A 13,787-nucleotide genomic window follows, 5' to 3' on the forward strand; every position below is an offset into this window, starting at 1 on the left:
TATAAAGTGAGGAAACCTTATGTCAAATGCAGTATTAGATATTAAAGATAAACCGACCCCAGTCCAACTAGTGACATTAAGTTTCCAGCACATGTTTGCCATGTTTGGGTCAACGATCTTAGTTCCTCAGTTGGTTGGTCTGAGTCCTGCGATTGCCCTTTTAACAAGTGGAATTGCTACACTGTTCTTCTTATTAATTACGAAATTTCAAGTGCCAGCCTATTTAGGTTCATCTTTTGCTTTTATCGCCCCAATTTTACTTGCCGCAGGGGGTTTAAATAAAGATGGTTCAAGTGTAAATCCAGGTCATGCGATGATTGGTGCGATGGCAGTCGGGATTACATATGGTATCGTATCCCTAATCATCTGGAAAAGCGGCTACAAATGGATTATGAAAATTTTACCGCCGATTGTAGTAGGACCTGTCATTATGGTCATTGGTCTTGGACTATCAGGGACAGCGGTAAATATGGCGATGAATGTAGATGATAAATATAGCTTTTTACACTTTTCAGCAGCGTTAGTGACATTATTTACAGCTATTATTTTCACGATTTTCTTTAGAGGTATTTTAAGCACAATGCCAATCTTAATTGGCTTAATCGTGGGATATATTTACTCAATGATGATCGGAATTGTAGATTATTCACCAATTGCCAAAGCAGAGTTCTTTGCAAAGCCTGATTTTTTAATCCCAGGAGTTCACTACAATTTTGAAATCACAACGAAGCTACTCCTAACAATGGTGCCAATCGTTATCGTAACTATTTCAGAACATATTGGTCACCAATTAGTATTAGGGAAAGTTGTGAATCGAGATTATATTAAAGAGCCAGGCTTACACCGTTCACTTTTAGGTGATGGAGTTGGAACATTTATAAGTGCATTAATCGGTGGTCCACCGAAAACAACTTACGGTGAAAATATCGGTGTTCTTGCTATCACACGTGTTTACAGTGTGTATGTCATCGCAGGTGCAGCAGTCGTAGCTATTTTACTATCATTCTTCGGGAAAGCAATGGCAGTGATTGCAACGATTCCAACAGCTGTACTTGGTGGGGTTTCCATCTTGCTTTTCGGTATCATTGCAGCAAGTGGATTACGAATGTTAGTGGATAATCATATCGACTTTGGAAATAGTCGTAACTTGGTCATCGCCTCTGTAATTTTAGTCATTGGCATCGGTGGTGCGAAGTTCGTTATTTCGGAATCACTAAGTATCGAAGGTATGGCATTAGCAGCGATTATCGGGGTTGTTTTAAATGCTATCTTACCAGGTAAAAAAGAAGCGGAAATACCAGTACCGTACAATCAAAATAAAAATTCATAGAAGTACCTTTTAATGAATTGTCCAGAGAGGCAAAAAAAGGGAAGTTGTAGATAAGCTAGTAGTAGGAGTGTATCCTGCTGTAGTTTGTCACGCCTCCTTATGCCTCGTTGATGACATCAACGAGGCTTTTATTATCTCACCCCTGAAGGTGAGATGAATGAAGATCCTCCGGCGGCTGTCGCAGATTTTTGAAAGGAATGAATAAAGGATGTTCGCCTAAAGCCCTCGCTTCCTGCGAAAACGGCTAACTGACCTACATCGTGCAGGCTTGAGCACAATTCAAAATCCGGACGCAATTACGCCAAGGCGAAATTGATTTTATAAAACGTTAGTTATACATAACGTTCATGAAACACAACCAAGTGGAGGTACATGATGAAAAACTTATTATCGATGGAACATTTAACAATTGAAGAAATTAACCACATTTTAGATCGTGCGCAAGCTTTTGAGAATGGTGAAGCATCATCATTATCTCGCCCACACAATGTCGCAAATTTATTTTTTGAACCAAGTACACGTACGAAAACAAGCTTTGAAATGGCAGAGCGCAAAGTTGGTTGCATCGTTATCCCGTTTGATGGAAGCTTTTCGAGCGTCTCTAAAGGGGAGACATTGTACGATACGGTAAAGACGCTAGAAATGATTGGCATGGATGCAGTAGTCATTCGCGCAAAGGAAGATGCGTATTACAATGAACTACTTGAAGATATCAATGTATCGATCATTAATGGAGGTGACGGCACTGGTCAGCATCCGTCTCAATCATTATTAGATCTTTATACAATCAAAAAAGAGTTTGGTTCTTTTGAAGGGTTGAATGTGACAATTGCTGGAGATATATGCCATAGCCGAGTAGCGAAATCGAATGCATTAGCGTTACAGCGCTTAGGAGCAAATGTTCATTTCCTTTGTCCAGAAGAGTGGCAAGGCAGTTTTGAAGCACATCATTCTTGGGATGATTTAATCGAAATAAGCGATGTCATTATGTTACTTCGTGTACAGCATGAACGCCATAAGGTAAATAAAAGCTTCTCAAAAGAGAGCTATCATCAAGAGTACGGTTTAACAATTGAACGTGAGAAACAAATGAAAGAAAAGGCCATTATTATGCATCCAGCACCGGTCAATCGTGATGTAGAAATTGCGTCAGAGCTAGTAGAATGCGAGCGTTCTAGAATTTTCGAGCAGGTTCGTAACGGTGTCTATACACGAATGGCTATTGTTGAAACAATATTAAAGGGGAGAGAGTAACATGACAAAGGTTCTTCAAAATGTACAAATGCTAAATGAACAAGGCGAGTTGCAAACAGTAAATATCGCTATGGCGGATGGCAAAATTACGGCAATAGGTCAAAACGTCAATGTAGTAGGCGCAGAAATAATCGAAGGAAATGGTTTAGTTGTTGCACCAGGCTTTGTCGATGTTCACACACATTTACGTGAGCCGGGCTTTGAACATAAAGAAACAATTGCTACAGGGTCAGCATCAGCAGCAAAAGGCGGCTTCACAACAATTTGCGCGATGCCAAATACAAAACCAGTGCCAGATTCAGTAGAAAATATGCAGCTGATTAACGGTCTTATTAAAGAAAGTGCAGTTATTCGAGTACTTCCATATGGCTCCTTAACAAAAGATATCTCAGGTGAGGTTCGTACAAGTATTGAAGAATTAAAAGCACATGGGGCTGTCGCATTTTCAGACGATGGTGTTGGGATTCAGCTTGCATCCACAATGTATGAGCAAATGAAGGATGCCGCACAGCACGATATGGTAGTTGTCGCACACTGCGAAGATAACTCATTAATTTACGACGGGGTGATGCATGAAGGGAAGCGTAATCAAGAGCTTGGTTTACCAGGAATTCCATCGATTTGTGAATCCGTTCAAATTGCACGAGATGTGCTACTGGCAGAGGCAGCTGGAGCACGCTACCACGTATGTCACGTATCTACGAAGGAATCAGTACGTGCAGTACGTGACGCGAAGGCAGCGGGTATTCGTGTCACTGCAGAAGTTTGCCCACATCATTTATTACTTGAAGAAATGGATATCCCATCAGATGATGCGAACTGGAAAATGAATCCTCCATTACGTGGAGCAGATGATAAAGACTCGCTTCACGCAGCTATGCTAGACGGCACAATCGATTGTATCGCTACAGACCATGCTCCTCATACAGTAGAAGAAAAATGCTGTGGGATGGTTGGTGCTCCATTTGGCATTGTAGGCTTCGAAACAGCGTTTCCACTACTTTACACACAGTTTGTAGAAACGGGGAAATGGTCGTTAAAACAGTTGATTGACTGGATGACTGTTAAGGCAGCTCAAATTTTTGATTTACCATATGGCACATTAGAAGTTGGTACTTCGGCTGATATGATTTTAATTGATTTAAATAAAGAGCAAACAATTGATGCGGAAGGCTTTGTATCAAAAGGACGCAATACACCATTCAATGGTTGGGTTGCAAAAGGGTGGCCGGTCCTAACAATTTTTGAAGGCAATATCGTATACCAGGAGGCAGAGTAATGAAAAAACGTTTACTTATTTTAGAAGATGGCACAGTATTTACAGGCACAGCATTCGGTAGTGAGCGAGCTTCGCAAGGTGAGGTTGTATTCACAACAGGGATGACAGGTTATCAGGAAACAATTTCAGATCCTTCATTCTACGGACAAATCGTAACGTTAACTTACCCTTTAATCGGGAATTACGGTATTAACCGTGATGATTTTGAATCAATCTCACCAGCTATTCGTGGATTTGTAGTCCGTGAATTAGCAAAAACACCTTCAAACTTCCGTTGTGATTTAACGGTAGATGAGTACTTAACTGCAAAGGATATTCCGGGGATTGAAGGAATCGATACACGAAAATTAACACGCATTATTCGCAGTAAAGGTTCAGTAAAAGCTATTTTAACAGCGGCTGATGAAGAAGTGAATGTGGATGAAGTCGTAGCAAAATTACAGGCAACACCAGCGATTACACATCATGTTCGTGAAGTATCACCGAAAGCACCCTACCCATCACCAGGTCGTGGCAAACGAGTAGTATTAATTGATTACGGTATGAAGCACGGTATTCTTCGTGAGTTAAACAAACGTGATTGCGATGTGCTTGTAGTCCCTTACAATACACCGGCAGAAGAAATTTTAGCGTGGCATCCAGATGGCATTATGCTGTCAAACGGTCCAGGTAACCCTGAAGACGTAGTAGAAGGCATTGAAACTGTACGCAATTTAATCGGAAAAGTGCCAATGTTCGGTATTTGCTTAGGTCACCAAATCTTCTCGCTAGCATGTGGTGCACAAAGCTTTAAATTACCATTCGGTCACCGAGGTGGTAACCATCCGGTAAAAGATTTACGCACTGGTCGAACAGACTTAACATCTCAAAACCATGGTTATGCAATCGACATCGAGTCATTAAAAGATACAGATTTAGAAATAACGCATATCGCATTAAATGATGGTACTTGTGAAGGTGTACGACACAAGAAATATCCAATCTTCACGGTGCAATATCATCCAGAAGCATCACCGGGTCCAGAAGATTCAAATCACCTATTTGATGAATTTATCGAAATGATGGAAGTAGAAGCAGGGAAGGGGAAACAACATGCCTAAACGTACAGATATTGAAACTATTTTAGTAATCGGATCAGGTCCAATCGTTATCGGACAAGCAGCAGAATTTGACTATGCAGGAACACAAGCTTGTCTTTCTTTAAAAGAAGAAGGCTATCGCGTTATCTTAATAAACTCAAACCCTGCAACAATAATGACAGATACAGAAATTGCCGACAAAGTATATATTGAGCCAATCTCACTAGAGTTTGTATCACGTATTTTACGTAAAGAACGTCCAGATGCAATCCTACCAACACTTGGTGGTCAAACAGGTTTAAATATGGCCATTGAATTAGATAAATCAGGAATTTTAGATGAGCTTGGTATTGAAATTCTTGGCACAAAATTAGAAGCGATCCATAAAGCAGAAGACCGCGATTTATTCCGTAATTTAATGTATGAGCTAGGTGCTCCGGTTCCTGAATCAGATATTATTCATAACTTAGACGAGGCGAAAAACTTCGTAGCGAAAATTGGCTACCCAGTAATCGTTCGTCCTGCCTTCACACTCGGTGGAACAGGCGGCGGTATTTGCTACAACGATCAAGATCTAGAGGAGATTGTTACTTCTGGTCTAAAATATTCTCCAGTAACACAATGTTTACTAGAAAAATCAATCGCTGGCTATAAAGAAATCGAATATGAAGTAATGCGTGACGCTGCCGACAACGCTATCGTTGTATGTAACATGGAAAACGTTGACCCAGTTGGTATTCATACAGGTGACTCTATCGTAGTGGCACCTACACAAACACTTTCAGATCGAGAAAACCAAATGCTACGTAATATTTCATTAGATATTATCCGAGCCCTAAAAATTGAAGGTGGCTGTAACGTCCAGTTAGCACTTGATCCATATAGCTTTAATTATTATGTGATCGAAGTAAACCCTCGTGTATCGCGTTCATCAGCGTTAGCATCAAAAGCAACAGGCTACCCAATTGCCAAGCTAGCAGCAAAAATCGCAGTTGGTTTAACATTAGATGAAATCAAAAACCCTGTAACAGGTTCTACGTATGCTTGCTTCGAGCCAGCTCTAGACTACATCGTGGCGAAAATTCCACGTTGGCCGTTCGATAAATTCGAATCAGCAAAGCGTAATCTTGGTACACAAATGAAAGCGACTGGTGAGGTAATGGCACTTGGTCGTACATTTGAGGAAGCTATGCTCAAAGCAGTGCGCTCACTTGAAACAGGTCAAGTTCACTTAGAGCTGAAACATGCAGAAGAGAACACCGATTCTTGGATTGAAAAACGTATTCGCAAAGCAGGTGACGAGCGTTTATTCTTCATCGGTGAAGCACTGCGCCGTGGTGTAACAATTGAGCAAATCCATGAATGGTCTGCCATTGACTTATTCTTCTTAAATAAATTCAAAAACATCGTAGATATGGAACAAACACTTGCTGACCATAAAAATGATAAAAATGTGTTACGTACAGCAAAACGTCTAGGCTTTGCAGATAAGAAAATTGCCGAGCTTTGGGCAACAACACCAGAAGAAATATATGCATATCGTAAAGAAAATGGCATTATTCCTGTCTATAAAATGGTTGATACATGTGCAGCTGAGTTTGAATCTGAAACACCATACTTCTATGGCACATATGAGGATGAGAACGAATCGATTAAATCAGATAAGCCGTCAGTTGTTGTACTTGGTTCCGGTCCAATCCGCATTGGTCAAGGGGTTGAATTCGATTACGCAACAGTACATTCAGTATGGGCAATTCAAGAAGCGGGCTACGAAGCAATTATTATTAACTCGAATCCAGAAACAGTATCTACTGACTTCTCGGTTTCAGATAAATTATACTTTGAGCCATTAACAATCGAAGACGTTATGCATATTATCGACCTTGAGCAACCAATTGGCGTAGTTGTACAATTCGGTGGTCAAACAGCTATTAATCTAGCTGATAAATTAGCTGCCAACGGGGTGAAAATCCTAGGTACAACGCTTGAAGATATCGACCGTGCAGAAAACCGAGATAAATTCGAGCAAGCATTACGTGACTTGGACATTCCGCAGCCACAAGGTGAAACAGCTGTATCTACGGAGGAAGCTCTTGCGATTAGTGAACGACTAGGCTTCCCTGTACTAGTTCGTCCATCATACGTGCTAGGTGGTCGTGCGATGGAAATCGTCTACAACCAAGAGGAATTAAAACACTATATGGAGAATGCAGTAGAAGCATCTCCAGATCATCCAGTATTAGTAGACCGCTACTTAACAGGTCAAGAAATCGAAGTAGATGCTATTTGTGACGGTGAAAATGTCTTAATACCAGGTATTATGGAGCATATCGAACGCGCAGGGGTTCACTCTGGTGACTCTATCTCTGTATACCCGCCACAAAAATTAACGCAAGTGCAAAAAGATACGTTAGTGGATTATACAACTCGCCTTGCAAAAGGTCTTGGCATCGTAGGCTTAATGAACATTCAATATGTCATATCACAGGGCGAAGTATTTGTCATCGAGGTTAACCCGCGTTCATCTCGTACAGTACCGTTCTTAAGTAAAATTACAAACATTCCAATGGCAAATATTGCAACGAAAGCGATTCTTGGTAAATCAATCGTAGAACAAGGTTACCCAACAGGCTTAGCGCCAGAGCAACAAGGTGTCTTCGTTAAAGTGCCAGTATTCTCATTCGCTAAATTACGTCGTGTAGACATTACACTTGGGCCTGAAATGAAATCAACAGGTGAAGTAATGGGGAAAGATGCAACATTAGAAAAAGCACTTTACAAAGGCTTAGTTGCAGCAGGTATGGAAATTCGTACGGAAGGAACAGTATTGTTCACTGTGTCCGATAAAGATAAAGAAGAAGCAATTGCACTTGCAAAACGCTTCTCAACAGTAGGCTATCGTATTGTCGCAACTGAAGGTACAGCTAAAGCGTTTGAAGATGCAGGCGTACGCACAGATATAGTTGGCAAAATCGGTGCAAAAGGTGAAACATTAATCGATTTAATTCAAAACGGAGAGGCACAGCTTGTTGTCAACACTTTAACAAAAGGCAAGCAGCCGGCACGTGATGGCTTCAGAATTCGTCGTGAGTCTGTAGAAAATGGCGTACCTTGCTTCACTTCATTAGACACAGCGGAAGCGATGGTTCGAGTTATTGAATCAATGACATTCACAGCAGAACAAATGCCAAAAGCGGAGGTAGTACATTAATATGATTCGTCAAGAGAAAATGACGGTCGTCTCTCAAAAGCAAATTGCGACAAGCATTTTCGAATTGACACTTCGTGGAGAACTGGTTCAGGATATGACACCTGGCCAGTTTGTCCATGTAAAGGTGTCAGATTCAATGGAGCCGCTTTTACGTCGACCAATTAGTATTGCAAATATAGATAAAGACAACAACGAATTTACAATGATTTATCGCGCGGAAGGTCGCGGAACAAAAGTGCTAGCGACAAATCGTGAAGGGCAACTTGTCAATGTCCTTGGTCCAATCGGTAATGGATTCCCTGTAGAGGCAGTAAAAGGAGGAGGCACAGCTCTCCTAGTTGGTGGGGGAATTGGCGTACCTCCATTATATGAGCTTTCTAAGCAATTGAATGCACGTGGTGTTAAAACAATTCATGTGCTAGGCTTCCAATCGGAAGATGTATGCTTCTATGAGGAACAATTTAGTGCCCTTGGTGAAACGCATTATGTAACGGTTGACGGTTCTAAAGGAACAAAGGGCTTTGTGACAAATGTTTTAGAGTCACGAGCACCTGAATTCGATGTCTTTTATTCTTGCGGTCCGCTACCGATGTTAAAAGCACTTGAAGGCTTTTATCCAGAAAAAGAAGGTTATTTATCATTTGAAGAGCGTATGGGCTGTGGTATTGGTGCTTGCTTTGCATGCGTATGCAAAACAACAGATCAAGTAGCAAAAGACTATGTCAAAGTATGCTCTGACGGTCCAGTTTTCCCGAAAGGTACGGTGGCATTATGAGTCGTTTAAACATTCAATTACCAGGCTTAGACCTGAAAAATCCAATAATGCCAGCATCCGGTTGCTTTGGCTTTGGACGTGAATATGCACAGCTTTATGATTTATCGAAGCTCGGCGCTATTATGATTAAAGCTACGACTGTGGAAACACGTCCCGGCAATCCAACCCCACGAGTAGCAGAAACAGCAGCAGGGATGTTGAATGCCATTGGTTTACAAAATCCTGGAATCGAAAAAGTAATGAATGAAGAATTAAAGTTTTTAGAAGCGTATGATGTGCCAATCATTGCAAATGTCGCAGGTACAGAGACAGCGGATTACGTAGAAGTAGCGCAACGCATTTCTACAGCACCAAATGTGAAAGCATTAGAGCTTAATATTTCTTGTCCGAACGTTAAATGTGGTGGTATTCAATTTGGAACAGACCCTGCAACTGCACGTGAGCTAGTGAAAGCTGTCAAAGCAGTTTCTGAAGTGCCAGTATACGTGAAATTGTCTCCTAACGTAACGAATATCGTAGAAATTGCACAAGCTGTTGAAGCGGGTGGTGCAGATGGTATTACAATGATTAATACACTAATTGGTATGCGTTTAGACGAGCGTACAGGTAAGCCCGTGATTGCCAATGGTACAGGCGGCTTATCTGGTCCTGCCGTAAAGCCAGTTGCGATTCGTATGGTCTATGAAGTGTATAAGGCTGTCAATATTCCGATAATTGGGATGGGTGGCGTGACAGAAGCACAGGATGTTATTGACTTTATGTCGGCTGGCGCATCTGCAGTTGCTGTTGGAACAGCGAACTTTGTCGATCACTTCGTTTGTCCAACTATTATTGATGAACTACCAGCAAAGCTCGATCAATTAGGAGTGGAGCATATTTCAGAAATTATCGGAAGGAGCCACCGCTCATGAATACAAAACCAATACTTGCACTAGATTTTCCTGGAGAAGCAGAAGTATTTAACTTTCTAAAGCACTTTAACGAGCCGCTTTTTGTGAAAATTGGTATGGAATTATATATGCAGGAAGGGCCAGATATTGTACGAAAAGTAAAAGATCTAGGCCATGATATTTTCCTTGATTTAAAGCTCCACGATATTCCTAATACAGTGGGCTCTGCTATGAAAGGTTTAGCAAAATTAGGCGTAGATTTAGTCAACGTGCATGCGGCTGGCGGACGTCCGATGATGGAGGCAGCACTTGAGGGCCTTGAAGCGGGTACCCCTTCAGGACGTGAACGTGCGGCGTTAATTGCCGTAACACAGCTGACGTCTACAACAGAAGAGCAAATGCAAGCAGAGCAAAAAATTGCTTTATCTTTACAGGAGTCTGTATTACATTATGCAAGCTTAACAAAACAAGCTGGTTTAAATGGTGTTGTCTGCTCCGTACATGAGGCAAAAGCTATTGCTGAAGTGTGCGGTGAAGATTTCCTACGTGTGACACCTGGTATCCGATTAGCAGGTGGCGAGGCACACGATCAAAAGCGCATTGCAACTCCAGACGGCGCAAAGCGTGACGGTTCTTCATTAATCGTCGTTGGACGTGCCGTTACAGGTGCACAAGATCCAGTAGCAGCATATAAAATCGTAAGTGAATTATGGGAGGCATAACTATGACATTACAAAATGAAATCGCACACGCTATGTTAAAAGTAGGTGCAGTAGAATTAAATCCAACAGAACTATTTACATGGGCATCAGGCATTAAATCCCCAATCTACTGTGATACACGTCTGACAATTTCTGACCCTGTAATTCGTAAGCAATTAGCAAACGGTCTAGCATCTCTTGTTAAAGAAAACTTTGGTACAACTGAAATCCTAGCAGGTACAGCAACAGCAGGCATTCCACATGCAGCTTGGGTAAGTGATATTTTAGAATTACCAATGGTTTATGTACGCTCTAAAGCAAAAGAGCATGGCCGTGGAAACCAAATCGAAGGAAAATACGCAGCAGGTCAAAAAGTCGTAGTAGTAGAGGACATCGTTTCTACAGGCGGCTCATCCATTACAGCTGTGGAAGCCTTACGTGCAGCAGGCTGTGAAGTACTAGGCGTTGTTTGCGTCTACACATACAACCTTCCACGTGCTGAACAAGCATTTGAAGAGGCAGGCATAAAATATGTATCTCTAACAAATTTTGATTATTTAATTGAAGCAGCTAATGAATCAGGCGCTATTAAAGAGGAAGATATTCCATTCTTAAAAGACTGGCATGGAAAATTAAAAGCAGGAGAGCTTTAACAAGTGTCACGGAGTCGGAAAGGCATCCTTATAGGATGTTAGCCATCCATGCGATAACGGCTAAGTGATCTGCATCGGCCAATGGCTACGGCTTGTGGCATTACCGAAATGATCGACCTCATATCGGCCCTCGTACAAAGCCTAAGCACAAAGCCGATTCCCGACGCAATGATGCAGAGGGATAATTGATATAAAAAGGGTGGTATGAATTTTTTCATACCACCCTTTCATGTTGTTCTATTATGTCAAACTAAATAAAGCAGGGCTCTACGGCAAAACGAGGGGGGGTCCGTACCGCTGATAAAATGCTGAGAATCGCTGATAACATCGAGAAAACCGCTGATAAAATGCCAAGAATCGCTGATAACATCGAGAAAACCGCTGATAAAATGCCAAGAATCGCTGATAACATCGAGAAAACCGCTGATAAAATGCTGAGAATCGCTGATAACATCAAAAAAATCGCTGATAACAATTTCAAGAACCGCCGATAGCATCATGAATCGAACCCGAATTTACAGTAGAGGAGAAATGAGTCGCGTAAGAGATTCAAGCATGCGTTTTTGCATACTCCGCTTTTGAAATGACGCCCATGTAATTTCTGTAGATTCTTTAAAATCCTGCTCAAAATCATTTTTTATATCTAGCACTGTTGTAGATTCATATAGGATCGCGATGATTTCATAATTAAGCTCAAAACTACGAATATCCATATTTGCTGTACCAATTGATGCAACTTCATCATCAACAAGTACAATCTTAGCGTGCATAAAAGCTTCTTTAACGCGGTAAATGGAGACACCCGCTTTTAGCAGCGGTGTAAAGTATGATTGGGATGCTTGATCACTAATGATACTATCGCCTTTTCCTGGGTATAAAATGCGGACATCTACTCCAGAAAGTGCACTCAAACGTAATAATGTTAATGTTTCCTGATCTGGAATGAAATATGGCGTGGCAATCCAAATTGACTTTTTGGCAGAGCTCATAATTTTCAATAAAGCATTTCGAATATTTGTATCATCTGAGCTAGGTCCACTTGCGACGATTTGTACGGCACCTTCTGCTTGATGAATTCCTTGACTAGGAAAGTATGTGCTATCCATAAATTGATGCCAAGACTCCATATTTAAACTACTAGTGGCATAGAGAAAATCTTCTAGAAAAATGGCCTGCAGTTTAGATATTGCTTTTCCTGCTATTTTTAAATGACTATCACGCCATATAGGAAACTTCTTTGAACGACCAAGATATTCATCTCCGACATTGAGCCCACCTGTAAAACCAATCGTCCCATCTACAATAACAATTTTACGATGGTTACGATAATTGACGGTTTCTAATAGCCAAGGTGAAAGAATAGAATCAAATTCAACTACTTCAATCCCTGCATCTTTCATTGGTTGTAAGAAGCTCCTACGTAATTTATTACTGCCGAGTCCATCGTAAAGAAAGCGTACGATCACGCCAGATTTTGCCTTCCTAATTAAGGTATCCCGTATGGCTGTACCGATTTCATCTGATCGATAAATATAGTATTGAATATGAATATGATGTGTAGCATTTTCAATGGCTTGTAGGATTTCGGAAAATGTTTCATTCCCGTTTGTTAGGAGCTTTGTTGATGTCTCATTCGCAACAGGACCACCGCCAAATTTTTGGATAATTTGAGTCAAATAGGTGGATCTTTCATTTAGAGAAGATGAGATGTCTAAGTTAAAACTTCTCCCTTCTAAAATCTCACGGAATATCATTCTTTTCTCTTCTGAACGTTGTAAATGTTTCTTTCTTCTCCAACGACTTCTTCCGAACAGTAAGTACAGTAGTACACCGATAACAGGAAGAATGGCTAATATTAAAAACCAAGCTAATGTACTTTGCGGGGAACGGTTTTCAATAAAAATAACGAAGGAAATCCCAATAATTGTGATAGGCAATAGTATGCCGATTAAGGTATATAAGGAAATGATGGACTTATTTAAGACGATGAGCAAAATTGCCGCAATTGCAAATACAAATAGTAATTGGACTACGCGATTCTTCATATGTATACATTTTCACCTATTCTTTTTTCAATTTTTATAACAGGAAGTAGTACTTTAATAGTTTTATGATAAATTGTTTTCTTGTTATTTACAATATAGACACTTCTATGTTAGATGGATATTGTAAGTAATGGGACAATTTATATATCCTCTACTGTGAATCAAAACAGATAAACAAGTTCGGAATCAACTTTGTGCTTAGGCCTGTATGAGGGCCGACACGATGTCGGTCATAACGGTAATGGCAGACTGAGATTCTTCTATTATAAGCGGATATGTACACTCGCTGAAAAGTAACTTAAACCTGCATTATTAGACCACCTACAGGGAGGGGAGATAACCAGTACCTGTCGCAAACATTTGTAGCTGCCGCTTTGCTATCCCCGATAATAATTCTCCTAAATGATAAATCAACTTAACGGAAAATAATAATTAACAAGTCATTTAGCGTAATATTTACCTCTTGAAGGCATGTAATATTTGGAATATTCACAATAATAGAATAATTTACTTGAAAAACTAATAGTAAAAAATTTATAAATTATTTGTAAGAGGTATGTATATTTTTAT

General features: G+C 40.6%; 11 protein-coding genes. 9 read left to right on the forward strand and 2 right to left on the reverse strand.

The genetic code is table 11. From position 1 onward, the window contains the following. Positions 1–19: 19 nt before the first annotated feature. From PVA17_RS08085 to pyrE, 9 genes are all read left to right on the forward strand, one after another. Positions 20–1,330: a solute carrier family 23 protein gene (locus tag PVA17_RS08085; RefSeq protein WP_132357516.1), complete on the forward strand. Its 1,311-nt coding sequence runs from the start codon at positions 20–22 to the stop codon at positions 1,328–1,330. Between the two features lie 375 nt (positions 1,331–1,705). Next, on the forward strand, positions 1,706–2,584 hold the full coding sequence (locus PVA17_RS08090) for an aspartate carbamoyltransferase catalytic subunit (RefSeq protein WP_132357892.1): 879 nt from the start codon (positions 1,706–1,708) through the stop codon (positions 2,582–2,584). A gap of 1 nt (position 2,585) precedes the next feature. Then, a complete protein-coding gene (locus PVA17_RS08095; protein WP_274067383.1) occupies positions 2,586–3,863 on the forward strand; it encodes a dihydroorotase in 1,278 nt (425 codons plus the stop codon). After that, positions 3,863–4,963, forward strand: coding sequence for a carbamoyl phosphate synthase small subunit (locus PVA17_RS08100; RefSeq protein ID WP_274067384.1), 1,101 nt, complete (start codon positions 3,863–3,865; stop codon positions 4,961–4,963). Before PVA17_RS08095 ends, PVA17_RS08100 begins: the two co-directional genes overlap by 1 nt. Next, a complete protein-coding gene (gene carB / locus PVA17_RS08105) occupies positions 4,956–8,153 on the forward strand; it encodes a carbamoyl-phosphate synthase large subunit (protein ID WP_274067385.1) in 3,198 nt (1,065 codons plus the stop codon). Before PVA17_RS08100 ends, carB begins: the two co-directional genes overlap by 8 nt. A 1-nt stretch (position 8,154) precedes the next feature. Next, positions 8,155–8,928 (forward strand): dihydroorotate dehydrogenase electron transfer subunit, encoded by a 774-nt coding sequence (locus PVA17_RS08110; protein ID WP_274067386.1) that lies wholly within the window; start codon positions 8,155–8,157, stop codon positions 8,926–8,928. Continuing rightward, positions 8,925–9,839, forward strand: coding sequence for a dihydroorotate dehydrogenase (locus PVA17_RS08115; RefSeq protein ID WP_274067387.1), 915 nt, complete (start codon positions 8,925–8,927; stop codon positions 9,837–9,839). The genes PVA17_RS08110 and PVA17_RS08115 overlap by 4 nt, the downstream gene beginning before the upstream one ends. After that, positions 9,836–10,540, forward strand: coding sequence for an orotidine-5'-phosphate decarboxylase (gene pyrF, locus PVA17_RS08120; RefSeq protein ID WP_274067388.1), 705 nt, complete (start codon positions 9,836–9,838; stop codon positions 10,538–10,540). Before PVA17_RS08115 ends, pyrF begins: the two co-directional genes overlap by 4 nt. A 2-nt stretch (positions 10,541–10,542) precedes the next feature. Further along, a complete protein-coding gene (pyrE, locus tag PVA17_RS08125; protein ID WP_274067389.1) occupies positions 10,543–11,172 on the forward strand; it encodes an orotate phosphoribosyltransferase in 630 nt (209 codons plus the stop codon). Between the two features lie 245 nt (positions 11,173–11,417). Here the strand turns inward: pyrE and PVA17_RS08130 are convergent, their stop codons facing one another. Both PVA17_RS08130 and PVA17_RS08135 read right to left on the reverse strand, forming a co-directional pair. Continuing rightward, on the reverse strand, positions 11,418–11,672 hold the full coding sequence (locus PVA17_RS08130) for a hypothetical protein (RefSeq protein WP_274067390.1): 255 nt from the start codon (positions 11,670–11,672) through the stop codon (positions 11,418–11,420). A gap of 15 nt (positions 11,673–11,687) precedes the next feature. Next, entirely contained in the window at positions 11,688–13,217 is a 1,530-nt protein-coding gene (locus tag PVA17_RS08135; RefSeq protein WP_274067391.1) for a cardiolipin synthase, read from the reverse strand. Positions 13,218–13,787: the final 570 nt, after the last annotated feature.

Origin of the sequence: Lysinibacillus sp. CNPSo 3705 (genome assembly GCF_028674935.1) — a bacterium.
GTDB lineage: Bacteria > Bacillota > Bacilli > Bacillales_A > Planococcaceae > Lysinibacillus.

Coding starts and splice junctions, on each gene's coding strand:
- PVA17_RS08110 (WP_274067386.1), top strand. CDS start 8,155: ATGATTCGTCAAGAGAAAATGACGGTCGTCTCTCAAAAGCAAATTGCG.
- PVA17_RS08095 (WP_274067383.1), top strand. CDS start 2,586: ATGACAAAGGTTCTTCAAAATGTACAAATGCTAAATGAACAAGGCGAG.
- carB (WP_274067385.1), top strand. CDS start 4,956: ATGCCTAAACGTACAGATATTGAAACTATTTTAGTAATCGGATCAGGT.
- PVA17_RS08115 (WP_274067387.1), top strand. CDS start 8,925: ATGAGTCGTTTAAACATTCAATTACCAGGCTTAGACCTGAAAAATCCA.
- PVA17_RS08135 (WP_274067391.1), bottom strand. CDS start 13,217: ATGAAGAATCGCGTAGTCCAATTACTATTTGTATTTGCAATTGCGGCA.
- pyrE (WP_274067389.1), top strand. CDS start 10,543: ATGACATTACAAAATGAAATCGCACACGCTATGTTAAAAGTAGGTGCA.
- pyrF (WP_274067388.1), top strand. CDS start 9,836: ATGAATACAAAACCAATACTTGCACTAGATTTTCCTGGAGAAGCAGAA.
- PVA17_RS08130 (WP_274067390.1), bottom strand. CDS start 11,672: ATGATGCTATCGGCGGTTCTTGAAATTGTTATCAGCGATTTTTTTGAT.
- PVA17_RS08090 (WP_132357892.1), top strand. CDS start 1,706: ATGAAAAACTTATTATCGATGGAACATTTAACAATTGAAGAAATTAAC.
- PVA17_RS08085 (WP_132357516.1), top strand. CDS start 20: ATGTCAAATGCAGTATTAGATATTAAAGATAAACCGACCCCAGTCCAA.
- PVA17_RS08100 (WP_274067384.1), top strand. CDS start 3,863: ATGAAAAAACGTTTACTTATTTTAGAAGATGGCACAGTATTTACAGGC.